Origin of the sequence: Streptomyces amakusaensis (assembly GCF_039532665.1) — a bacterium.
Lineage (GTDB): Bacteria > Actinomycetota > Actinomycetes > Streptomycetales > Streptomycetaceae > Streptomyces > Streptomyces amakusaensis.
Genome location: NZ_BAAASB010000001.1, coordinates 59,745 through 82,225 on the forward strand (window position 1 = coordinate 59,745; position 22,481 = coordinate 82,225).

Annotated in this window: 22 protein-coding genes; 14 read left to right on the plus strand and 8 right to left on the minus strand. The window is 73.9% G+C overall.

Going from position 1 to position 22,481, the window contains the following annotated elements:
* Positions 1–494 precede the first annotated feature (494 nt).
* The 9 genes from ABD371_RS00245 (at position 495) to ABD371_RS00285 (ending at position 9,735) form a co-directional block, all read left to right on the plus strand.
* A complete protein-coding gene (locus tag ABD371_RS00245) occupies positions 495–2,390 on the plus strand; it encodes an ATP-binding protein (RefSeq protein ID WP_344471284.1) in 1,896 nt (631 codons plus the stop codon).
* Complete coding sequence (locus ABD371_RS00250; RefSeq protein WP_190126973.1) at positions 2,387–2,833, plus strand: roadblock/LC7 domain-containing protein; 447 nt, start codon at positions 2,387–2,389, stop codon at positions 2,831–2,833. The genes ABD371_RS00245 and ABD371_RS00250 overlap by 4 nt, the downstream gene beginning before the upstream one ends.
* Complete coding sequence (locus ABD371_RS00255) at positions 2,830–3,189, plus strand: DUF742 domain-containing protein (RefSeq protein ID WP_190126972.1); 360 nt, start codon at positions 2,830–2,832, stop codon at positions 3,187–3,189. The genes ABD371_RS00250 and ABD371_RS00255 overlap by 4 nt, the downstream gene beginning before the upstream one ends.
* On the plus strand, positions 3,167–3,922 hold the full coding sequence (locus ABD371_RS00260) for a GTP-binding protein (RefSeq protein ID WP_344471291.1): 756 nt from the start codon (positions 3,167–3,169) through the stop codon (positions 3,920–3,922). The genes ABD371_RS00255 and ABD371_RS00260 overlap by 23 nt, the downstream gene beginning before the upstream one ends.
* On the plus strand, positions 3,919–5,292 hold the full coding sequence (locus ABD371_RS00265) for a cytochrome P450 (RefSeq protein WP_381735133.1): 1,374 nt from the start codon (positions 3,919–3,921) through the stop codon (positions 5,290–5,292). The genes ABD371_RS00260 and ABD371_RS00265 overlap by 4 nt, the downstream gene beginning before the upstream one ends.
* Before the next feature lie 74 nt (positions 5,293–5,366).
* A complete protein-coding gene (locus ABD371_RS00270; protein ID WP_344472131.1) occupies positions 5,367–6,575 on the plus strand; it encodes a cytochrome P450 family protein in 1,209 nt (402 codons plus the stop codon).
* A gap of 110 nt (positions 6,576–6,685) precedes the next feature.
* Positions 6,686–7,804: a glycosyltransferase family 39 protein gene (locus ABD371_RS00275; RefSeq protein WP_344471294.1), complete on the plus strand. Its 1,119-nt coding sequence runs from the start codon at positions 6,686–6,688 to the stop codon at positions 7,802–7,804.
* 52 nt (positions 7,805–7,856) lie between these two features.
* Entirely contained in the window at positions 7,857–8,780 is a 924-nt protein-coding gene (locus tag ABD371_RS00280) for a phosphotransferase family protein (RefSeq protein ID WP_344471297.1), read from the plus strand.
* 88 nt (positions 8,781–8,868) lie between these two features.
* Entirely contained in the window at positions 8,869–9,735 is an 867-nt protein-coding gene (locus tag ABD371_RS00285; RefSeq protein WP_344471300.1) for an SDR family oxidoreductase, read from the plus strand.
* Between the two features lie 5 nt (positions 9,736–9,740).
* Here the strand turns inward: ABD371_RS00285 and hutI are convergent, their stop codons facing one another.
* A complete protein-coding gene (gene hutI / locus ABD371_RS00290) occupies positions 9,741–10,916 on the minus strand; it encodes an imidazolonepropionase (protein ID WP_344471303.1) in 1,176 nt (391 codons plus the stop codon).
* A 203-nt stretch (positions 10,917–11,119) separates the two neighbouring features.
* Here hutI and ABD371_RS00295 point away from each other — a divergent pair, with 203 nt between their 5' ends.
* Positions 11,120–12,253 carry a methyltransferase domain-containing protein gene (locus ABD371_RS00295; RefSeq protein ID WP_344471306.1) on the plus strand — a complete coding sequence of 378 codons (1,134 nt, stop codon included), beginning with the start codon at positions 11,120–11,122 and terminating at the stop codon, positions 12,251–12,253.
* On the opposite strand, the gene ABD371_RS00300 is transcribed toward ABD371_RS00295, so the two are convergent.
* Positions 12,246–12,701 (minus strand): NUDIX domain-containing protein, encoded by a 456-nt coding sequence (locus ABD371_RS00300; RefSeq protein WP_344471308.1) that lies wholly within the window; start codon positions 12,699–12,701, stop codon positions 12,246–12,248. The genes ABD371_RS00295 and ABD371_RS00300 overlap by 8 nt on opposite strands.
* Positions 12,702–12,826: 125 nt before the next feature.
* Between ABD371_RS00300 and ABD371_RS00305 the strand changes: the two genes are divergently transcribed.
* On the plus strand, positions 12,827–13,018 hold the full coding sequence (locus tag ABD371_RS00305; protein WP_344471310.1) for an ATP-binding protein: 192 nt from the start codon (positions 12,827–12,829) through the stop codon (positions 13,016–13,018).
* 496 nt (positions 13,019–13,514) lie between these two features.
* Here ABD371_RS00305 and ABD371_RS00310 read toward each other — a convergent pair whose 3' ends face one another.
* From ABD371_RS00310 to hutU, 5 genes are all read right to left on the minus strand, one after another.
* Positions 13,515–13,826, minus strand: coding sequence for a hypothetical protein (locus ABD371_RS00310; RefSeq protein WP_344472133.1), 312 nt, complete (start codon positions 13,824–13,826; stop codon positions 13,515–13,517).
* Entirely contained in the window at positions 13,819–14,043 is a 225-nt protein-coding gene (locus tag ABD371_RS35805) for a hypothetical protein (RefSeq protein ID WP_381735137.1), read from the minus strand. Before ABD371_RS35805 ends, ABD371_RS00310 begins: the two co-directional genes overlap by 8 nt.
* A gap of 101 nt (positions 14,044–14,144) precedes the next feature.
* On the minus strand, positions 14,145–15,497 hold the full coding sequence (locus tag ABD371_RS00315) for a formimidoylglutamate deiminase (RefSeq protein WP_344471313.1): 1,353 nt from the start codon (positions 15,495–15,497) through the stop codon (positions 14,145–14,147).
* Positions 15,488–16,678, minus strand: coding sequence for an allantoate amidohydrolase (locus tag ABD371_RS00320; RefSeq protein WP_344472135.1), 1,191 nt, complete (start codon positions 16,676–16,678; stop codon positions 15,488–15,490). Before ABD371_RS00320 ends, ABD371_RS00315 begins: the two co-directional genes overlap by 10 nt.
* A 35-nt stretch (positions 16,679–16,713) precedes the next feature.
* Positions 16,714–18,372 carry a urocanate hydratase gene (hutU, locus tag ABD371_RS00325; protein ID WP_344471316.1) on the minus strand — a complete coding sequence of 553 codons (1,659 nt, stop codon included), beginning with the start codon at positions 18,370–18,372 and terminating at the stop codon, positions 16,714–16,716.
* A gap of 121 nt (positions 18,373–18,493) precedes the next feature.
* Between hutU and ABD371_RS00330 the strand changes: the two genes are divergently transcribed.
* The 3 genes from ABD371_RS00330 to ABD371_RS00340 all read left to right on the plus strand — a co-directional run bounded on the left by ABD371_RS00330 (position 18,494) and on the right by ABD371_RS00340 (position 21,872).
* A complete protein-coding gene (locus ABD371_RS00330; RefSeq protein WP_344471318.1) occupies positions 18,494–19,804 on the plus strand; it encodes a type III PLP-dependent enzyme domain-containing protein in 1,311 nt (436 codons plus the stop codon).
* Between the two features lie 76 nt (positions 19,805–19,880).
* Entirely contained in the window at positions 19,881–20,357 is a 477-nt protein-coding gene (locus ABD371_RS00335) for an SRPBCC family protein (RefSeq protein ID WP_344471320.1), read from the plus strand.
* Between the two features lie 144 nt (positions 20,358–20,501).
* A complete protein-coding gene (locus tag ABD371_RS00340; RefSeq protein ID WP_381735140.1) occupies positions 20,502–21,872 on the plus strand; it encodes an APC family permease in 1,371 nt (456 codons plus the stop codon).
* Between the two features lie 9 nt (positions 21,873–21,881).
* On the opposite strand, the gene ABD371_RS00345 is transcribed toward ABD371_RS00340, so the two are convergent.
* Positions 21,882–22,442 carry a hypothetical protein gene (locus ABD371_RS00345; protein ID WP_344471323.1) on the minus strand — a complete coding sequence of 187 codons (561 nt, stop codon included), beginning with the start codon at positions 22,440–22,442 and terminating at the stop codon, positions 21,882–21,884.
* Positions 22,443–22,481 lie beyond the last annotated feature (39 nt).

The following is a 22,481-nucleotide window of genomic DNA, read 5'->3' on the forward strand; positions in this document are numbered from 1 at the left end:
CCGGAGCCGGCCGTCGCCGGCGTGCACGCCGCTCACTGTGAACCCCCGACCCCGGTCTTCTCCGAGCCCCGCCCCATTGCCCGGCATTCCCGGTTTCCCCGCTGGCGACGGTACCGGTCCGTACCCCGGCAGGGTAGGGAACCCCGGCCAACTTGTGGCGAATTCATGGAGATCCTGAGACCTGTGGTGCTGATGGTGCAGAAGTGACGGATGGGAATCAGCAGGAACGGCCGGGGAACACAGCACATTCTCAGGCGACTTGGCCATCCCACATTCGAACGAGGTCCGTTGATCGTAGGATTCGGACTGCTCTCCCTTTCCCCCCGGGAGTCCGGCACGACTTCCGATTCCGTGTCCCGTGACCGTGCCCCGAGGGGCTCGGCTGTTCCGCAAGTCCTCGTGAAAGGCTCGGTCTTCGTGGTCGTGGTCTACGTCGTGGTCCCCTCGGACCCCAGGTCGAGCAGGCCCCCTCGACCCGGCGGATCGGGGCCCTCGTGGTGAACGGAAGGGGTGCCGGAGCCGAACCGGGCGACAGAGGCCCCTCCCCCTGGTGGCCGGCGGCGGCCCTGGCCGCCGTCGCCGGAGCGACGGCGCTCGCCGACCAGTACACCCGGGTGGGGCTCCGGCAGATCCTCGCCTGGGCCTGCGCCGCCAGTGCCGTGCTGGCGCTCGGCTGGGCGGTGGCCCTCGCCCGGCAGCTGCGGGCCGAGCGCGCCCGTGGCGCCCGGGACCGCCGCACGGCCCGGGCCCGGGCCGCCGAGGTGACCCGGCTGGCCACCGTGCGGCTGCCCGCGATCGCCGAACTGCGGCGCGCGGGGAAACGACTGGACTCCGCGCCCGGCCCGCTCGCGCCGGCCGCCGACACCGGCGAAGAGTTCGCCCGGGCGCTGGAGACGGTCGTGACGGCGCTCGGCTCGGACGAGGCGGTGCGCAGGGAGCGGGTGCTGCGCGACTCCGTGCAGGCGGCCTTCGAGTCCGTCGCCCGCAATATGCACGCCATGGCCACCGTCCAGCAGCAGGTGCTGGACCGGGTGGAGCGGACCATCGAGGACCCCCGACTGATGGCCGAGGTGATGAAGGCCGACCACGCCGCCGCGCAGATGACCCGCAAGGCGCAGACCCTGCTGGTGATGTGCGGGATCTGGCCCGCCCGGCGGGAGACCCAGCCCGTCTCGCTCTACGACTGCGTCCGGGGCGCCCAGTCCCGGATCGTGGAGTTCAACCGGATCGAGGTGCACGGCGGGCAGACGCTGTACGCGGTGCCGCCCGTCGTCGAGGGGCTGATGCACGCCATCGCCGAACTCCTGGAGAACGCGACCGTCTTCTCCCCCTCGCGCACCCAGGTCGTGGTGACCGTGCGCGAGGTGGGCGCGGGCGCGGTGGTGGAGATCGACGACGCCGGGCTGGGCATGCCCGCCGACGTGCTGCGGCAGTCCACCGCCCGGCTGCGCGACGAACTCGACCTGGCCGAGCTGGGCGCGGTGCCCCGCCTCGGGCTCGCCTGCGTCGGCCGCTGGAGCCGGGAGCTGGGCTTCGGCGTCGAACTGACCGGCACCTCGGCCTACGGCGGCACCCGGGCGGTCGCCTTCGTCCCGTACCGGCTGCTCACCGAGCCGCTCTCGCACTTCTCCGGCTCCGGCCGGCGGCGGAGCGAGCTGCCCGGGCGCACCGCCCGCAAGCGCGCCGCGCCCGGCGGGGACGGACCGGGGTACGCGTACGAGAACTCCGGCGCCGGCTCCGGCGCGCACCGGCTGACGGACGACCGCTCCGGCACCGGCCCGGGTCCCGCCCGGGACACACCGGCCGGAGCCGGTCCGGGTGCGGGTCCGTACCGGGACACCACGGTCACCGTCTCCGGCGGACGCCGGGACGGCGGCGAACGGGACCCCGGGGCGTACGCCGAGGGGTACCGGGGCACGCCCGCGCCGCCCGGGGCCCACTCCGACACACCGCAGCACTCCCTGGCGGACCAGGACCTGGACCAGGATCTGGGTCTGGGTCTGGACCTGGAGCCGGACCAGCGCCGGGAGGCGGAGACCGGGGCCGCCCCCCGGACCGCCGAACGGCAGGGCCCGGCCCAGCACCATCCGGCCCGGCCGCCGGGCGGGGCCGCGCCCGGCGCGCTCCCCCGCAGGCGCAGCCGCCGGGGGGCCGCCGTGGAGGCCGCCGCCCAGACGGCGCTGACCCCCCAGCCGCCCGCCGCGCCGCAGCTCCCCGCCGACCGGCCCGCCTGGACGCCGGAGGCCGCGCGGGCCTCGGTCGCCAGCGTGGTGTCCGGCTCCCGGCGCGGCCGTGCGGCCGTGGCCCACGAGGACCCCGACCCCGACCCCGTACCCGACCGCGCACCCCACACCGACCACACCGACGCGCACCATGGAGGCCGGCCGTGACCGGGACCATCACCAGACTTCCCGACCTGGGCTGGATGCTCCGCCCCCTGACCGAGATCCCCGGCGTCCGGCACGCCGTGGTGGTCTCCGAGGACGGGCTGCGGCTCGGCCACGCCTCCGCCGAGCGGCTCACCGGGCCGGTCTCCTCGCTCAGCGTGGCCGAGGCCGAGGCGCTCTCCGCCGCCTGCGCCGCGATGACCATGACCGGGCGCTCCACCGCCGCGCTGCTCTTCGGCCGGGGCGCGGGCGTACGGCAGCTGATGCTGGAGTCCGAGCACGGCTTCGTCCTCTTCACCCATGCCGGAATCGGCGCGCACCTGGGCGTCGCCACCGACACCGAGGCCGATGTGGGGCTGGTGGCGCAGCAGATGCAGCTGCTGGTGGCGAAGATCGGCGCGCATCTGAGCAGTCAGCCGAGGGATCCGGTGACCGACTCCTCATGACGGACCGTCCGGAGGATCGGACCCCTTCGGCGGTACGCCCGTATGTGATCACCAGAGGGCGCTCGGACACCGGCGGCGAGCCGCTGGCCTGGGAGACCCTGGTGATGGCGACCGACGCGGCGTTCCCGCCGTCCCTCCAGCCGGAACACCACAAGATCCTGACCCACTGTCAGGGCCTGCTGTCGGTAGCCGAGGTGGCGGCGCATCTCGGCCAGCCACCCTCGGTCGTCCAGGTGCTGCTCTCCGACCTCGTCGCATGGGGGCTGATCGTGATCCGTCCGCCCATTCCCCCGGCCGAACACACCGATGTGACCATGCTCAGAAAGGTCCTCCATGGCCTCGAAAGCCGTCTCTGACGACCCGGACCGGGCGTCGGGACAACCGGGCCCGCACACGGGGCGGACCCGGGACACCCCCGGCCCCGGCACCCAGCCGGGGAAGTATGTGAGCGCCGGAGTCGTGGGCGCGGCGAAGATCCTGGTGGTCGGCCCGCTCGGGGTCGGCAAGACGACGCTCATAGGCACCGTCTCGGAGATCAAACCGCTGTCCACCGAGGCGATGATGACGCAGGCGGGGGCCGGGGTGGACACGGTGCTCACCCCGGGCAAGACCACCACCACCGTGGCGCTGGACTTCGGCCGGATCACCATCGACGGCGCGCTGGTGCTCTATCTCTTCGGCACCCCCGGCCAGCAGCGGTTCCTGCCCGCCTGGCGGGATCTGGCCAAGGGCTCGCTCGGGGCGCTGGCGCTGGTCGACACCCGCGATCTGGCCGCGTCCTTCGACGCGCTGGGCAATCTGGAGGATCTCGGGCTGCCGTTCGCCGTCGCGGTCAATGTCTTCCCCGGCAGCCCCCAGTACACCGAGCACGAGCTGCGGGCGGCGCTGGATCTGCTGCCGGACACCCCGCTGGTGGCCTGTGACGCGCGGAATCTGCGCTCCTCGGTGCAGGTGCTGATCGCCCTGCTCGGCCATCTCATCGACATCGCTCCCCCGGAGGCGCACGGCCTCGCGCCCGCCCAGGCCCAGGCCCAGGCGTCCGCTCCGGCTCCCGCACCCGCCGGCTCCACGGCGACGGAGTCGCTGTGACCGGGCCCCCGCACACCGCGCCGCACGCCCCCGGCGCGCCCCGGAACGGCGGCGGCCACCGGCTGGCCCCGACCGCGCTGTACGGGCCGGACCTCGACGGCGACGCCATGCCCGCGCTCTACGAGCGGCTGCGGCGGGCGCACGGCCCGGTGGCCCCCGTCACCATCGCCCCGGGCGTCGGGGCCTGGCTGGTGATCGGCCATCGTGAGCTGCTCCGGCTCACCCGCGACGAGCAGGACTTCTCCCACGACCCGCGCCGCTGGAGCCTGCTGCGCGAGGGCCGGGTGCCGCCCGACTCCCCGATCATGCCGATCATCGGCTGGCGTCCGGCGCTCCTCTTCGCCGACGGACAGCAGCACCGGCGGATGCGCACGGCGGTCTCCGAGGCCCTCGACGAGATCAACGGCCATCAGCTGCGCCGTACCGTACGCGCCGCCGCCGAGGAGCTGATCGCCTCCTTCGCCGGCCGCCGCGAGGCCGACCTCGTCCCGGAGTACGCCCGGAAGCTCCCGGTACGGGTGATCATCGGGCTGCTCGGGCTCGACGAGCCCACCGGACAGCTGCTGGCACAGGCGATCACCGGGATGGTCGTCGCCAACGCCGACTCGGTCAACGCCAGCCGGCGGATGAACGCGATCCTCCAGACCCTGATCCAGCAGAAGCGGCAGCGGCCCGGCGACGACGTCACCTCGGCGCTGCTGCGGCACCCGGCCGCGCTCACCGACGAGGAGGTGCTGCACAACCTGGTGGTGATGTTCGTCGCCGGACAGCAGACCACCGTCAACTGGATCTCCACCACGCTGCGGATCCTCCTCTGCGACCCGGCGTTCCGCTCCTCGCTCGCGGTCGGCCATCTCAGCGTGGACGACGCGCTCGACCTGGTGCTCTGGCGGCATCCGCCGACCCAGAACTTCCCGGCCCGCTACGCCACCCGGGACCTGGACTTCGGCGGCCAGCGCGTCCGCACCGGGGACATGCTGCTGCTGGGGCTCGCCGGGGCCAACCAGGATCCCGCCGTGCTGCCCGAGGACGGCACCCCGGTGATCGGCAACCGTTCGCATCTGGCCTTCGGCGCGGGTCCGCACGCCTGCCCGGCGCAGGACCCGGCCCGGCTGATCACCCGTACCGCCGTGGACACCATCCGCCACCGGCTGCCCGATCTGGAGCTGGCGGTGCCCGAGTCCGAGCTGTCCTGGGTCAAATCGCCCTGGAGCAAGGGGCTCGCCGCGCTGCCGGTGCGCTTCACCCGGCCCCAGCTGCCGCCGCCCGCCCGGCCGGACCTCCTTGTGTCGGGGGAACCGCTCACGGCGGCGAAGTGCCCGGCCGGAGCCGTCTCCCGTCACGACTCACCGCCAGGAGAGCCGAGTTGAGCCAGACCCCGGAGAGTTCCCGCACCACCGCTTCCGCTTCCGCTTCCGCCGCCGCACCGCCGCCACCGCACCGGATGGACCCGGGCGGCGGCTGCCCGCACGCCGCCAACGCCCGGCTGCTCGCCGCCGGGCGCTCCGTCGCCGAGGTGGTGCTGCCGGGCGAGGTCCCGGGCATGGCGGTGCTGGGCCACGAGGCGCTCAAGGACTTCCTCTCCCGGCCCGAGGTCGCCAAGGACCCCCGGCACTTCACCGCGCTGCGGGAGGGGCGGATACCGAAGGGCTGGCCGCTGCACACCTTCGCCACCGTCCCCGGGATGACCACCGCAGACGGCGAGGACCACCGCAGACTGCGCTCACTGGTGACCAAGGCCTTCACCGGCCGCCGGGTGGCGGCCCTGCGCCCGGGCGTCGAGAAGGTCACCGCCGGGCTGCTGGACGGCCTCGCGGCGGCGGCGGAGAACGGGGACGGCGTGGTCGACCTCCGCGAGAACTTCGCGCTGCCGCTGCCGCTGAGCGTGATCTGCGCCCTCCTCGGGGTGGCCGACGCCCATCAGGAACGGCTGCACCATCTCTCCAACCAGGTCGTCAGCACGGTCATAACGCCGAAGGAGGCGATCGCCGCCAACCAGGAGCTGGTGGCACTGCTGAGCGCGATCGCGGCGGACCGCGCCGAGCACCCCGGCGACGATCTGACCAGCGCGCTGATCGCCGCCCGCGAGGAGGACGGCGACCGGCTGAGCCAGCGGGAGCTGATCGGCACCCTGCTGCTGACGATCGTCGCCGGGCACGAGACCACGCTGAATCTGATCGGCAACGCGGTACGGGCGCTCTGCGCCGACCGCGAGCAGCTCGCCGCCGTCCGCTCCGGGCGGGCGGGCTGGGCCGATGTCGTCGAGGAGACGCTGCGCTGGGACAGCCCGGTCAGCTACTTCCCCTTCCGCTACCCCACCGAGGACATCACCGTCGACGGCACGGTGATCCCCCGGGGCACCCCCGTCCTCGCCGGCTACTCGGCGGCCGGCCGGGACCGGGCGGCCCACGGCCCCGACGCCGACCGCTTCAACGTCACCCGGGCCGACGGCCCCCGCCATCTGTCGCTGGGGCACGGCGCGCACTACTGCCTGGGCGCGCCGCTGGCCCGGATGGAGGCGGAGATCGCCCTGGAGAGTCTCTTCACCCGCTTCCCCGAACTGGAGCTGGCGGTCCCCGAGGCCGAGCTGCCCCGGCACGCCAGCTTCGTCGGCAACAGCGTCAGCGAGCTGCCGGTCCGGCTGAGGCCCTGACCCGGCGGGCCCCTCGGCGGCCGGGGAGCGGTCGGTAGGCTTGAGTCTCACGTCTCACGTCTCACGCCCGCGCCCCGGTCACCGCCGGACCCGTACGAGAAGGATCCGGCATGCCGTCGTCCGCTCCGGAGGCGCTCCGGCGCGCCCGTCCCGCGCTCCTCCTCTACCTCGGCGTCCGCGCGCTCTGTCTCGCGGTCCTCTTCCTCTGGTCGTCCCTCGCGGGCCGGGACGCCCGGGTGCTGCTCGCCGAACGCTGGGACTCGCTCTGGTACGTACGCGTGGTCGAGCACGGCTACGACTTCACGCTGACGGCCCCCGACGGCCGGGTCCTCTCGGACATGGCCTTCTTCCCGCTGCTGCCGTGGCTGGAGCGGGGCGTCTCCGCGCTCACCCCGCTCGGCCCGCCCGACGCGGGCCTGCTGGTCAGCGCGGTCGCGGGGCCCCTGGCGGCCTGGGGGATCTTCCGGCTCGTCGCCGAACTCCACGGCGAGCGCCCGGCGCTGTTCACGGTCGCGCTCTGGGCCGCGCTGCCGGTCGGGATCGTGCAGTCCATGGCGTACAGCGAATCCCTCTTCGTCGCGCTCGCGGCGTGGGCGCTGTACGCGACGGTGCGCGGGAACTGGCTCGCCGCCGGGGTGCTCGCCTCGCTCGCCGGGCTGACCCGGCCGGTCGGTCTCGCGGTCGCGGCGGCGGTGTGGGTGACGGCGCTGACGCTGTGGCGGCGCGAGGGCGCGCCGCGCGGCCGGATGGCGCTGGGCATGGCGCTGGCCCCGCTGGGCGCGGCGGGATACATCCTGTGGGTGGGGGCGCGCACCGGGAGTCTCCTCGGCTATCTCGATGTGCAGGCCGAGTGGGGCAACGGCTTCGACGGCGGGCTGGCCTTCGCCCGGTTCGCCGGCGGGCTGCTCGCGGGCCCGGGGTTCCTGGGCGGGGTGGGACTGCTCGCCGGGGTGGCCCTGGTGATCTGGCTGTACGCGAAGGGCGTGGCCCAGCGCCAGCACCTCGCCCTCCTCGTGTACTGCGGGATCGTGGTGGTGCTGGCCCTGGGCGCGTCCGGCTACTTCGGCTCCAAGCCCCGGCTGCTGCTGCCCGCCTTCCCGCTGCTGATCCCGCCCGCCCTCGCCCTGGCGCGGGCGAGGCCCGCCACGGCCCGTGCGGTGATCGGGGGCGCGGCGGCGGTCGCGGCGGTGTACGGGGCGTTCTGGCTGAACGGCTCGGGTCCGCCGTAGTACGTCATCAACTCCGTTGCCGCGGCCCGGCGGGCGGCCTACGGTCCTCACCATGCTGCCTGTGGTGGAGACGGACGCCCAGGGGGACGCGGTGGTCCCCGACGAGAGCGTGATGCGCCCCGGGGCCGAGGAGCTGTGCGCCCGGCTGGGGTTCGCCGGGGCCCGGCTGACGCGTTTCCCCGAGGGGACGCAGCCGGTCTACGCGGTGGGTGAGGCCCATGTGCTCAAGCTCTTCCCCGGGGCGTCGGCCTCCGACGCCGTCACCGAGACCCGCGTACTGGAGCACCTCCAGGGGCGGCTGCCGGTCCCCACCCCTTCGGTGGCCGCCTCCGGGGCGTATGTCAACGGCTGGCGGTACGTGCTGATGTCCCGGCTGCCCGGCACCGGCCTCGCGGCCGTCTGGGAGCGGCTGCCGGCCGTGGACCGGGAGCGGATCACCGCCGAGGCGGGCGAGACCCTCGCGGCGCTGCACGCGCTCGATCCCGAGCCGCTGGCCGACGTTCTCGGCCCCGGCGACTGGGGGGCCTTCCTCGACCGCCGCCGGGCGGCGGCCGTCGAACAGCAGCGCGCCCGGGGGCTGCCCGCCGCGCTGCTGGAGCGGATCCCGGCCTTCCTCGACTCGGTGGCGCTGCCCAGGAGTCCGCGCCGCACGCTGCTGCACACGGAGTTCATGCGCGAGCACTTCCTTCTCGACCCCGGAGCGCGGCGGCTGAGCGGGCTCTTCGACTTCGAGCCCGCGATGATCGGCGACCGGGCGTACGATCTCGTCGCCGTCGGCCTGTTCCTCACCCGGGGCGACCCGGGGCTGCTGCGGCGCTTCCTCTCCGCGTACGGCGAGAGCTTCGAGCCGGCCGTGCTCCTCGCGTACACCCTGCTGCATGTGTACAGCGATCTGCCCTGGTATCTGCGGGAGGTGCCGGTCCCGGCGGGCGCGGACCTCCCCACGATCGCCGAGGTCTGGTTCGGCACCGGTTGACCGGCGGTCCCGGGGCGCGTTCGCGGGGCGGCTGGACGAGACTCTTCCCGTACGCGTGGATCGTCCACCGAGGAGAGCGGAAGCAGCCATGAGCCCAGCCATCGCCGTCACCGGAGCCAGCGGACGGATCGGCGGGCGGATCGCCCGCCGCCTCAGCGCGGCGGGTCTCACGCCCCGGCTGCTGGGCCGGGACCCGAAGCGGCTGCCCCTGATCGAGGGGAGCGCGCTCGCGCCGCCCGCCGCGTACGGGGACGGGGAGGCGATGCGGCGGGCGTGCGACGGTGCGAGCACACTGTTCCTGGTCTCCGCGCGGGAGGCCCCCGAGCGGGTGAGCGATCACCGGACGGCGGTGGACTCGGCCGTCGCGGCGGGGGTGGAGCGGATCGTGTACGTGTCCTTCCTGGGGGCCGCGCCGGACGCGACCTTCACCTTCGCGCGCGACCACTGGCACACCGAGGAGCACATCCGCGCGTCCGGGGCGCGGCACACCTTTCTGCGGGACAGCTTCTATCTCTCCTCGCTGGCCCAGATGGCCGGGGCGGACGGGGTGATCCGGGGCCCGGCGGGGTCGGGCCGGGTCTCCGCCGTGGCGCACGACGACATCGCCGACGCGGCCGTCGCCGTACTCCTCTCCGACGAGCACGACGGCCGCACCCACGATCTGACCGGCCCGGCGGCGCTCACCCTCGCCGAGGCCGCCGCCGAGCTGAGCCGGTTCGCCGGGCGCGAGATCGTCTACCGGCCCGAGACCCGGGACGAGGCGTACGCCTCCCGGGCCGGGTACGGGGCCCCGTCGTGGGAGCTGGCCGGCTGGGTCACCTCGTACGAGGCCGTCGCGACCGGCGAGCTGTCCGCCGTCTCGGACGCCGTGCCGAGGCTCACCGGCCGTCCGGCGACGAGCTTCGGGGACTTTCTGCGCGGGGCCCCGGAGGCGTACGCGCATCTCCTGCCCTGACCGGCTCAGACGGCTCCGCGGCCTCGCCGCCAGACGTCCGTCACCAGGGGGACGCCGGGGCGGTAGGCGAGGTGGACATGGCTGGGCGCGTCCAGCAGCGCCAGGTCCGCCCGGGACCCGGGGGTGAGCCGTCCGATGTCGGTGCGGCGCAGGGCGGCGGCCCCGCCGGCGGTCGCGGACCAGAGGGCCTCGTCGGGGGTCATGCCCATGTCCCGTACGGCGAGCGCGAGACAGAACGGCATGGAGGAGGTGAAGGAGGAGCCCGGGTTGCAGTCCGTGGAGAGCGCGACGGTCACCCCCGCGTCCAGCAGCCGCCGGGCGTCCGGCCACTCGGCGCGCGTGGAGAACTCCGCGCCGGGCAGCAGGGTCGCGACCGTGCTCCCGCTCGCGAGCGCGTCGACGTCGGCGTCGGTGAGATGGGTGCAGTGGTCGGCGCTGGCCGCCTGAAGCTCCACGGCGAGCTGGACCCCGGGCCCGTACCCGAGCTGATTGGCGTGCACGCGCGGCGTCAGCCCCTTCGCCCGGCCGGCGGTGAGAACGGCGCGGGCCTGGTCCCCGTCGAACGCGCCCTTCTCGCAGAAGACGTCGACCCAGCGGGCGTGCGGGGCGCAGGCGTCGAGCATCTCGCCGGTGACGAGGGCGACATAGCCGGCCGGGTCGTCGGCGAAGTCGGGCGGGACGATGTGCGCCCCGAGATAGGTGACCTCCTCCGTGTGACGGGCGGCGATCTCCACGGCGCGGGCCTCGTCGTGGACGGTGAGGCCGTATCCCGACTTGGTCTCGAAGGTGGTGGTGCCCTGGCGCAGCGCCTCGCCGAGATGCCGCAGGAGGTTGGCCTCCAGGGCGGCGTCGGAGGCGGCCCGGGTGGCGGCGACGGTGGTGCGGATGCCGCCGGCCTCGTAACGGCGGCCGGACATCCGGGCGTTGAACTCCTCGGTGCGGTCACCGGCGAAGAGGAGGTGGGAGTGCGAGTCGACGAAGCCGGGGATCGCGGCGCGTCCGCCCGCGTCCCGGACCGTGTCGGCGGCGGGGGCGGACCTGGCGGGGCCGACCCAGGCGACCGTCTCGCCCTCGATCAGCAGGGCGGCGTCGCGGACGAGGCCGAGGGGGGATCCGTCGCCCAGCGCCGGGTCGTTGGTGACGAGAGAGCCGATGTCGGTGATGAGGGTGGTGGTGCTCATGGGTTCCTCTCCGGGGGTCGGCGGGCGGGCCGTCCGCCACACGGTACGGGCGTCCCCGGGGGCTCGGGCGGCCCGGGGCCGGGCCCATCGTGCTCCCGTGTCACCCGGATGGCCGTCTACCCCGCCGGTGTCACCGTGCGCCACCATGTGCTCACAGGCCTCTGTTGAAGGGGAAAGCACATGCGCGAGCACGAGAAGTAGCGGTGGCGGCCCTCTTCGCCGAGCGGCATCGGCGTCTCGCGGAGGCGATGGACCGCTGCGGCGCCTGGCCCGGGCGCTCGCCGTGGGTCCGGGAGGCGATGGACGCCGTGCCCCGCCATCTGTTCGCCCCGGACCGGCTGTGGCGGCCGGACGGCGGCGTGTTCGCGCCGGTCGACCGGGAGGTGGATGTCTGCCGGTGGGCGGAGGCGGTCTACCCGGACCCGGAGACGCCGACCGTCACCCAGGTCGTGGCGGGCCGGGAGGCCGCCGGGCTGCCCTGTCAGGGGGTGGTGGCGGACATGCTCGACGCCCTGGGGCCCAAGCCCGGTCAGCGGGTGCTGGAGCTGGGCACCGGCACGGGCTGGACCGCCGCGCTGCTGGCCCATCGCACCGGCCCGGACCGGGTGACCAGCGTGGAGGTGGACGCCGGGCTGGCCTCGGCGGCCCAGAAGCGGCTGGAGACGGCGGGGGTCCGGGTGGCGGTGGAGCTGGGCGACGGCACCGCCGGGCATCCGCGCTCCGCGCCGTACGACGGGGTGATCGCCGCCTACGCGGTGGACCGCATCCCCTGGGCGTGGGTCGCCCAGACCCGGCCCGGCGGCCGGATCGTCACCCCCTGGGGGCGGCTCGGCCATGTCGCCCTCACCGTCGCCGGGGACGGCCGCTCCGCGAGCGGCTGGGTGCGCGGGCTGGCCCGCTTCCCGCCGGCCCGGGGCACCCGCCCCGCCCTGGAGGACTTCGCCCTCCTCCGCGCCGCCCGCCCGGAGTGCGCCGAACGCTCCTGGGAACGGGATCCGGGCGCGCTGCGCGAGGACCGCCACCTCCGGTTCGCCCTGCGGGTCGCGCTGCCCGACGTACGCATCGCCGCCCGCGCCGACGGCCCCGGCGAGGTCACCGCCCAGCTCCACGACGGACGCTCCTCCTGGGCCACGCTCTCGGTCCGGCCCGGACAGGCCCCGACGGCCCTTCAGGGCGGCCCGCGCCGGCTCGCCGACGAGCTGGAGCAGGCCTGGGACGGCTGGCTGGAGGCCGGGAGCCCGGATCTGCACGAGTTCGGGCTGACCGTGGAGTCCGCCGACTGCCAGTACGCCTGGGCGCTGGACCAGGAGACCGGTCCGCGCTGGCTGCTCAGCTGACGCCTTCTCCCAGAATCAGTCTCCGGTGCGCCTCCTGGAGCCCTTCCGGCAGCTCGTCCGGGGTGAACCACCCCGCCTCCAGGATCTCGAAGGAGTCGATCTCCATCGTCCCCCCGATCAGCTCCGCCTCATAGACCACTTCCATCCGCAGCCTGAACCCGCTGTTGAGCACCACCAGCCCCTTTGTTCGCACGTCCAGCCCCGTCTCCTCCTTCACCTCCCGCACCACCGTCTGCCCGAACTCCTCCCCCTTGTGCGCGTATCCACTCGGCATCCCCCACTCCCGCCCTTCGGGCCACAAGCGGTGCTTGAGCAGCAGCACCCGTCCCTCCCCGTCCCGGACGATCCCGGTCACCCCCACCATGAACGTCGCCTGCGTCAGCCACAGCACCCGCCACTGCCAGACCCCTCGCATCCCCCGCCACGCACGCGCCACCAGCCTCTTCATCCCCGTACCCCTCCCCAAGTCACCCAGGGCTCACGGGAAACCGCCCGGCCCACGGCCACCATGGCCCACGGGCCGCCCGGGGCCCAAACGGGGCTGCTGTCCGGCCTGGGCCGAGTGGGGCGCTCATGGCGGGTGCCCCTTCACCGGCCTTGCGCGCGGCGGCAGGTGAGAGCGAGGTCCACGGCCGGGGACTGATCCTGGTCGACGCGCTCGCCTCCCGGTGGGGCGCCGAACGGGTCGTCACCGGGAAGCGGGTCTGGGCCGAGCTGGACATCCCGCCGAAGAGCCGCGAGCAGCCCGGGCGGCACGTGCTGTGACCGGGACACGGAATCGCCGGGACGACCGGGAGTGGAGCACGGGCATGTGCTGGCTCTACCGCCGCATGTCCGAGATACCCGTGCTGTGGCTCGGGCCGGTCACCGCCGCACCCCACCCGGTCGTCACACGCCTCGGCGAGGACTTCCTCACCCAGACCTACGGCCGCACCTACCGCTTCCTCGGGGAGCGGACCGGCACCGGTCGCCATCCCGTCGTGAACGTGGACGACGCGTGGGAAGTCCGGTCCATCCTGGAACTGACGGCCCCAGGCGTCGAAGCCGGGTACGAGACCAGCGGACGGACGCGCACCGCCTACCTGGTCCACCCCGACGGGTCCTGGGCCAGAGCCTCCGCCGAACGGACCCGTCCGCCCACCGTCCACCAGGGCGGGCCTCAGCGACTGTGGGACACCGTGGAACGCATCCGTACATGGCTGCTCTCCGAGGGCGGACTGCCCCTACTACGGGCGCACCCTAGCTCCGGGGCCGGGGAGTCTCAGGGCGCGTCGGCGAGCGGGGGCGGCGCGGGGAGGACGGCCGGGGTCGCCATGTCGTTGTCCTCCAACTGGATCTCGTCCAGTTCGACGCTACGGACGAGCACCCCGGGCAGGTCCACGAATCGGCTCAGCGCGTCCGCGATGGCCTGAGTCAGGGTCTCGGCCTCGAAGGAGCAGCTGAACCGGGAGTAGCCCGGCCCCTCCACCAGGTTGATGCGCCCGTCGTGGAAGCTGGCCAACTCCGTCAGGGTGTCGTCCTGCTCTTCGGTGAGAGCGTCCTGAAGGACCAGGCTGAAGTACCAGTTACGCACAGTTCTCATGCCTCCGCGTGAATCGATCAATGTCCTTGGCTTCTTCGCTCGGATTCTGCGGGGTGCAGACCACTGTGTACTTGTCGTTGCACGGACAGCACACGACGCATCCCCAGCGGTGCCCCTTCCCTGTATGGATCACCTTGAGCCCCGCCGCCTCCGCCCTCCTCAGCGCCGCTTCCACATCCTTCTTCTGATGCCGATCACCGATTCCCACGACCGTATGTACTACTCGTCACCCGCGAGGAAGGTACGGAGACGAAAGCAGAACCGCCCGATCGAGCTACCGCACGGCGGCGGGTCCCGAACGCGAGGCCCCTACCCCCGCAGCGCGGCGATCGACGCCGCCAGTTCGCCCGGGACGTCCGGGATCAGGGTGTGGACGCCGGAGGAGACGATGCGGCGGCCGGCGACGACGACTTCGCGGATGTCGGGGGCGGAGGCGGCGAAGACGGCGGTTTCGGCGGCGAGGCGGGGGAGGGGGCCGGCAGTGCGGACGGAGGTGAGGGTGAGGGTGGTGAAGTCGGCGGGGGCGCCGGGTTCGAGGCGGCCGGCCTCGGGCCAGCCGAGGGCGGTGTGGCCGGTGGCGGTGGCGGTGCGGAGGAGGGAGGCGGCGGTCCAGTGGCCGCGGGTGCGGGAGCGGAGGCGTTCGTCGAGTTCGAGGGCGCGGGCCTCTTCGAGGAGGTCGATCACGGCGTGGCTGTCGCTGCCGAGGCAGAGCGGGGAGCCGGCGCGCTGGAGCGCGACGGCCGGGCCGATGCCGTCGGCGAGGTCGCGTTCGGTGGTGGGGCACATGCAGACGCCGGTGGCGGAGGAGCCCAGCGCCCGGATGTCCTCGTCGGTGAGATGGGTGGCGTGGACGGCGGTCACGGTCGGCTTCCAGAATCCGGCGCGCGCCAGGAGGCGGGCGGGCGTTGTGCCGTACACGGCCCGGCAGACCTCGTTCTCGGCGGGCTGCTCGGAGAGGTGGACGTGGACCGGCAGTCCGTCGGTGCGCTCGGCGAACCGCTCGTACCCGTCGGCCTCGGCGAAGGCGCGTACGGAGTGGATCGCGGCCCCGATCCGGGCGTGGGGGCGGGGCGTGAGCCGGGAGAAGCGCTCGTACCAGGCGTCGGCCGTCCCGTCGCCGAAGCGGAGCTGGGGGCCTTCGAGGGGCTGGTGGCCGTCGCGGGTGAGGCCGCCGCGGAGGTAGGCGGTGTCGAGGAGGGTGATCCGGATGCCGGCGTCGGCGGCGGCGGCGATCAGGGCCTCGCCCATGGCGTTGGGGTCCTCGTAGGGCACTCCCCGGGGCCCGTGGTGGAGATAGTGGAACTCGCCCACGACCGTGATCCCGGCGAGGGCCATCTCCGCGTACACGGCGCGGGCGAGGCGGTGGTACGAGTCCGGGGTGAGCCGGGACGCGAACTGGTACATGAACTCGCGCCAGGTCCAGAAGGTCCCGGTGCCGACCTGGACGGTTCCGCGCAGGGCCCGGTGGAAGGCGTGCGAGTGGGCGTTGGCGAGGCCGGGGATGGTGAGGCCGCGCAGGATCTCCGCGCCGGGCGGGGGTGTGTCGGTCCCGGTGCGGACGGCCGCGATCAGGCCGTCGCGCACCTCCAGCAGCACCCCGGGCTCGACATGGGTCTCCAGCCAGGCGTGTTCGGCCCAGTACGAGCTTGTCGTCAGCGGCATGCGAGGCCCTCCAGTACGTCGGCGAGCGCGATCACCCCGGCGAGGCAGTCGTCCTCGGCCGCGGACTCGGCCGGGGAGTGCGAGACGCCGGTGGGGTTGCGTACGAACAGCATGGCGGTGGGGACGGCGGCGGAGAGGATTCCGGCGTCGTGTCCCGCGCCGGTGCCCAGGACCGGGACCCGGCCGCCGAGCAGCCGGTTCAGCTCGTCGCGCAGGGCGTGCTCGAACTCGACGACGGGGGTGAAGGACTCGCGTACGACGGTGAGGTCGACGCCGTCGCGGGCGGCGCGGTCCCGGGCGGCGCGCTCGACGGCGGCGACGACGGTGTCGAGGGTGGCCTGGTCGGCGGCGCGGGAGTCCAGCCAGCCCCGGACCAGGGAGGGGATCGCGTTGACCCCGTTGGGTTCGACGGAGACCTTGCCGAAGGTGGCGAGCGCGCCGAGGAGTTCGGCCTCGCGGCGGGCGGCGAGGACGGTCTCGGCGTAGGTGGGCATCGGGTCGCGGCGGTCGGCGAGCCGGGTGGTGCCCGCGTGGTTGGCCTCGCCCGCGAAGTCGAACCGCCAGCGGCCGTGCGGCCAGATCGCGGAGGCGATGCCGACGGCGTCCCCGGAGAGGTCGAGGGCGCGGCCCTGTTCGACGTGGAGTTCGACGAACGCGCCGATCCGGGCGAGCCGCTCGGGGTCGGGGCCGATGGCGTCGGGGTCCTGTCCGGCGGCCTCCATCGCCTGTGGGAGGAGGACCCCGTCGGCGTCGCGGAGGGCGTGCGCCTGCTCCCGCGTGAGCCGGCCCGCCGTGAGCCGGGAGCCGACGCAGGCGACGCCGAAGCGGGCCCCCTCCTCGTCGCCGAAGTTGGAGACCGCGAGCGGGCGGGTGGGGCTCACGCCGCGCCGCCGGAGTTCGTCGAGCGCGGCGAAGGCGGAGACGACCCCGAGCGGCCCGTCGAACGCGCCCCCGTCGGGCACGGAGTCCAGGTGGGATCCGGTGACGACGGCGTCGCCCGCGGCCGGGTCGCCGAGCCAGGCCCACTGGTTGCCGTTGCGGTCGGTCTCGTACGAGAGCCCCCGGGCCAGCGCCTGGTCCCGGAACCAGGCCCGGCAGTCGGCGTCGGGTCCCGACCACGCGTAGCGGCGGTAGCCGCCGGTGGTGGCGTCCCGGCCGACGGGGGCGAGTTCCCGCCACATCTGGTGGAAGGAGGCCCCGGGGAGGCTTTCGGCGTTCACGCGCCCTCCCGCATCGGGATGCGGACGCCGCGCTCGGCCGCCACGGCCTCGGCGGACTCGTATCCGGCGTCGACGTGCCGGATGACGCCCATGCCGGGGTCGTTCGTCAGGACGCGGCGGATCTTCTCCCCGGCCAGCGGGGTGCCGTCGGCGACGGTGACCTGACCGGCGTGGATCGAGCGGCCCATCCCGACGCCGCCGCCGTGGTGGATCGAGACCCAGGAAGCGCCGGAGGCCACGTTGACCATGGCGTTGAGGAGGGGCCAGTCGGCGATCGCGTCGGAGCCGTCGAGCATCGCCTCGGTCTCGCGGTACGGGGAGGCCACCGAGCCGCAGTCGAGGTGGTCGCGGCCGATGGCGAGGGGGGCGGCCAGCTCGCCGGAGGCGACCATGTCGTTGAAGCGCTCGCCCGCGCGGTCGCGCTCGCCGTGGCCGAGCCAGCAGATGCGGGCGGGCAGCCCCTGGAAGCGGACCCGCTCCCCGGCGAGGGTGATCCAGCGGCGCAGCGACTCGTTCTCGGGGAACAGCTCCAGCATGGCGCGGTCGGTCTTGGCGATGTCGGAGGCCTCGCCGGAGAGCGCGGCCCAGCGGAAGGGGCCCCTCCCCTCGCAGAACAGGGGCCGGATGTACGCGGGGACGAAGCCGGGGAAGGCGAACGCCCGCTCGTACCCGGCGAGCTGGGCCTCGCCCCGGATGGAGTTGCCGTAGTCGAAGACCTCGGCCCCGGCGTCCTGGAAGCCGACCATGGCCTCCACATGGCGGGCCATCGACTCGCGCGCCCGCAGGGTGAATTCGGCGGGCTTCTCGGCGGCGAAGGAGGCCATCTCGTCGAAGGCGATGCCCGCGGGGAGGTAGGAGAGCGGGTCGTGGGCGGAGGTCTGGTCGGTGACGATGTCGACGGGTGCGCCCATCTCCAGCAGCCTGGGGAGCAGTTCGGCCGCGTTGCCGAGGACGCCGATGGAGAGCGGGCGGCGGGCGTCGCGGGCCTCGACGGCGAGGGTGAGGGCGTGCTCGGGGGAGTCGGCGCGGACGTCGAGATAGCCGTGCTCGATGCGCCGCTCGATCGCGCGCGGGTCGCAGTCGACACAGACGGCGACGCCGTCGTTCATGGTGACGGCGAGGGGCTGCGCGCCGCCCATGCCGCCGAGTCCCGCGGTGAGGGTGATGGTGCCGGCCAGGGTTCCGCCGAACTTCTTGGCGGCGACGGCGGCGAAGGTCTCGTAGGTGCCCTGAAGGATCCCCTGGGTGCCGATGTAGATCCAGGAACCGGCGGTCATCTGCCCGTACATCGTCAGTCCGAGGGACTCCAGCCGCCGGAACTCCTCCCAGTTGGCCCAGTCGCCGACCAGGTTGGAGTTGGCGATGAGCACGCGCGGGGCCCACTCGTGGGTCTGCATCACGCCGACCGGGCGGCCGGACTGGACGAGCATCGTCTCGTCCTGCTTCAGGGTCCGCAGGGTGCGCACCATCGCGTCGAAGGAGCGCCAGTCGCGGGCCGCCTTACCGGTGCCGCCGTAGACGACCAGCTGGTCGGGGTGTTCGGCGACCTCGGGGTCGAGGTTGTTCTGAAGCATGCGCAGGGCGGCCTCCTGCTGCCATCCCAGGGCGCTCAGTTCCGTACCTCGCGGGGACCGTACGGGGCGGGGTCCTGACATGGGCGATGCCTCCTCGCGGCGGCGCGCCGCCAGTGTTGGGTCAGCTATTCACATCCTGATCGCATGAATACTCCTAGTCAACAGATGCGCCGGGCGCGCCCCGGGTGGTTGGCTGAGGCATATGACTGTCGAACGTCGGAATCAAGCCGTACGAGCCGCTGTCGCACAGGGGCTTCTCACCGAGGAACAGCCGGTCACGGCCCTTCTGGACGTGGCCGGAATCCGGGAGTCCGCCGCCGCGCTGCGGGCGGCCTTCGCCGCCGTCACCGACGCTCCCGTGCTGCACGCCTTCGCCGTGAAGGCGACCCCGCTGGTGCCCGTGCTCGCCCTGCTGAACGCCGAGGGGATCGGCGTCGAGGTGGCGAGCCCCGGTGAACTGGCGCTGGCGCGCGCCGCCGGGGTGCGCCCCGAGCACACCGTCCTCGACTCCCCCGCCAAGACTCCGGCCGAGCTGCGCGAGGCGCTCGCCCTCGGGATCGCCGTCAACGCCGACAACCCGCAGGAACTGGCCCGTATCGACGCCCTGGCGGCGGCCGGGACCGCGTCCCCGATCGGGGTGCGGGTCAATCCGCAGATCGGCGCGGGGTCGATCGGCGCGCTGTCGACGGCGACCGCCACCTCCAAGTTCGGCGTCGCCCTGCGGGACGAGGGCGCGCGCGAGTCGGTCGTACGGATGTTCCTGGAGCGGCCCTGGCTGACCCGGCTGCACACCCACTCCGGCTCCCAGGGCATACCCCTGGCGCGGATGGCCGAGGGCGTCGGCGCGGTGTACGCGCTGGCCGAGGAGATCAACGCGGCGGCCGGGCGGCAGCAGATCGAGACCGTCGACATCGGCGGCGGGCTCCCGGTGAACTTCGCGTCCGAGGAGACGACCCCCACCTTCGAGGAGTACGCCCGGCTGCTGAAGCGGGAGGTCCCGGGGCTGCTGGACGGGCGGTACGGACTGGTCACCGAGTTCGGGCGGTCGCTGCTCGCCAAGCACGGCACGGTCCTGGCCCGGGTCGAGTACGCGAAGGTGTCCGGCTCCCGCCCGATCGCGGTCACCCACGCGGGCGTCCAGGTCGCCACCCGTACCGTGTACGACCCCGTCTCCTGGCCGCTGCGGATCGCCGCGTACGACGCGAAGGGGCGGCCGAAGACGGGGGCCGAGACGGTGCAGGACATCGCGGGGCCCGCCTGCTTCGCGGGCGATCTGCTGGCCGAGGGGCGGTCGCTGCCGCTGCTGGAGCAGGGCGACGTGGTGGCGGCACTGGACACCGGCGCGTACTACTTCACCGCCCACTACGGCTACAACAGCCTGCCGAGGCCGGCGGTGCACGGCTTCGCGGTGAGCGCGGACACGGTTGAGTTCTCGCTGGTGAGAGCCGCGCAGAGCACCGAGGAGATCGTGGCCGAGGCGGGCGGGGACCGGGCGGGCGCGCTGCTGGGGTGAGCGCCGGGGCGGGCCCCGGGGGCTGCGGGGCGGGCTCCGGGGGGCGATTGTCGGACCCGGCTGCTTTCCTGGAGTCATGGCGAACAGAAGCGTGGTCGTCGAGCGGAGGATCGCGGCCCCGGCCGAGCGGGTGTGGAGCGCGCTGACGGATCTGGAGCGCGCCCCGGAGGTGCTGAGCGGCGTGGAGTCGGTCGAGCTGCTCTCGTCGCCGGGGGCCTTCGGCGTCGGCACCCGCTGGCGCGAGACCCGGCGGATGCTGGGCACGTCGGCCACCGAGGAGATGTGGGTGACGGCGAGCGAGCCGCCGCTCGGCTATGTGGTCGAGGCCGAGTCGCGGGGCGCGCGCTATGTCTCGGACTTCGCCCTGCGCCCGGCCGGTCCCGAGGCGACGGACGTCCGGATGACCTTCACGGCCCGGCCGCCGGGCGGCGCGGCCGGGCTGCTGGCGAAGGTCTTCGGCGCGCTGGGCGCGCGGGCGGTGGCGAAGGCGATCGCCCGGGACCTGGCGGACGTGGCGGCGGCCGTCGAGGGGCGGTCCCCGCCGGCCCGATAAGGCCGGGCGGGCCGGAGTCCCGGGCCGGATGTGTACAGAACGGCCGCATTACCCGCACATCCTGCCGGGCATCACCCCGGGCCGTCCGGGCAGTCTCCTCCTCCTGTACCGCGGTATGCGCCGCAGCCGACCAGGGAGAGCCTTTTGACCGCCACCACCACCGCCGACCGCACCTCGGACGAGCCCGAGGGGGACGGGCCGCTCAGCCGGGCCATCGGGCCCAAGCTGCTGATCCTCTTCGTCATCGGCGACATCCTGGGCACCGGCATCTACGCCACCACCGGCAAGGTCGCGGGCAAGGTGGGCGGCGCGCTGTGGCTGCCGTTCGTCATCGGCTTCCTGGTGGCGATCCTGACCGCCGCCTCCTATGTGGAGCTGGTCGGCAAGTACCCCAGGGCCGCCGGGGCCGCGCTCTACACCCAGAAGGCGTTCAAGGTCCCCTTTCTGACCTTCATCGTCGCGTTCATGGTGATGTGCTCGGGGCTGGCGTCCGCGAGCGCCGCCGCCCGCGCCTTCAGCGGTGACTACTTCCTGGAGTTCACCGACGCCGTCCCGTCGACCCTGATCGCGGTCCTCTTCATCGTCGCCCTCGCCGCGCTCAATCTGCGCGGGGTCTCGGAGTCGGTGAAGACCAATGTGGTGCTCACGATCGTCGAGCTGACCGGACTCGCGATCATTCTGTCGATCGGCGCGTGGGCGGTGCTCTCCGGCGGCGGCGACACCTCCCGGCTCACCCAGTTCGAGGCCGAGGGCACCGGATACGCGCTCTTCACCAGCGTGCTGGGCGCCACCGCGCTGGGGTTCTTCGCCTTCGTCGGCTTCGAGGACTCGGTGAACATGGCCGAGGAGACCAAGGATCCGGTGCGCACCTTCCCCCGGGCGATCTTCATCGGTGTCGCCGTCACCGGGACGATCTACGTACTGGTCGCCCTGGTGTCGTCGATGCTGGTCGACCACCGGACGCTGGAGAGTTCCAGCGGACCGCTCCTGGAGGTCGTCAAGGCGGGCGGCGTCGGCTTCCCGCCCCAGCTCTTCGCGCTGATCGCGCTGTTCGCGGTCACCAACTCCGCGCTGATCAACATCATGATGGCCTCCCGGCTCTGCTACGGCATGGCCAATGAGCGCATCCTGCCCAAAGCCATGGGCCGGGTGCTGCCCAAGCGGTGCACCCCGGTCGTCGGGATCGTCTTCGTCTCGGTGCTCGCCATCGGGCTGGTGCTGACCGGCGAGATCGAGGGGCTCGGCGACACCACCGCGTTCCTGCTGCTCTGTGTGTTCGCCGTGGTCAACATCGCCGTGCTGGTGCTGCGCCGGGACCCGGTGGCGCACCGTCACTTCCGTACGCCCACCGCCCTGCCCGTCCTCGGCGCGATCACAGCGCTGGTGCTGGCCAGCCCGCTCGCCGAGCGGGACGCCGAGGTCTACATCCGGGCGGGGGTGCTGATCGCCATCGGCGTCGGGCTGTGGGCGGTCAACAAGGCGGTGATGAAGGCGCGCGGGGAGGAGACCGCCTGACGACAGACCCTAGCGGCGGCGGGCCCCGCCGGGGGCGGCGTCGCCCGCCGCGATGCCGGTGGTGACGAAGGCCTCGACCGCCGGGCCGACCGGGCCGGCGGAGAGCCGGTCGGCGCTCACCCAGAGGAGCTTCTCCGTGTCCCGCTCCCGGTGGCCGAGCCGGACCGCCTTGGCCCAGAGCCCGGCCCCGGCCCCCGCGAGCAGCATCCCGCCGGCGGCGGGCAGCGCGAAGGAGGAGGCCACGGCGGCCAGGAAGGCGATCAGATAGTGCCAGCGGCGGGCCCGCCGCCGGGTGTTCAGGGTGACCTTGCGGTCCTGGAGGAAGTCGCCGCGCCCGGCGCGGACGGCCCCCTCGGCGAGCCGGGTGTAGCGGCCGTGCCGTGCCAGCGCCGTGACGACGGCCGTCACCAGCAGCAGCGCCGCCCCGGTCAGCACACCGATGCGGCGTCCGGTGAGCCCCGGCAGCAGCACCCCGATCCCGGCGGCCACCACTCCGAGCCACCACAGGGGCGCGGCCCCGGCTCGTACCACCACCGCCACCCGCGCCAGCGAACGCGCACCGCGAACCATGTGCGTACTCCCTCTCCGTACTCCGTGCTCCATGGACGG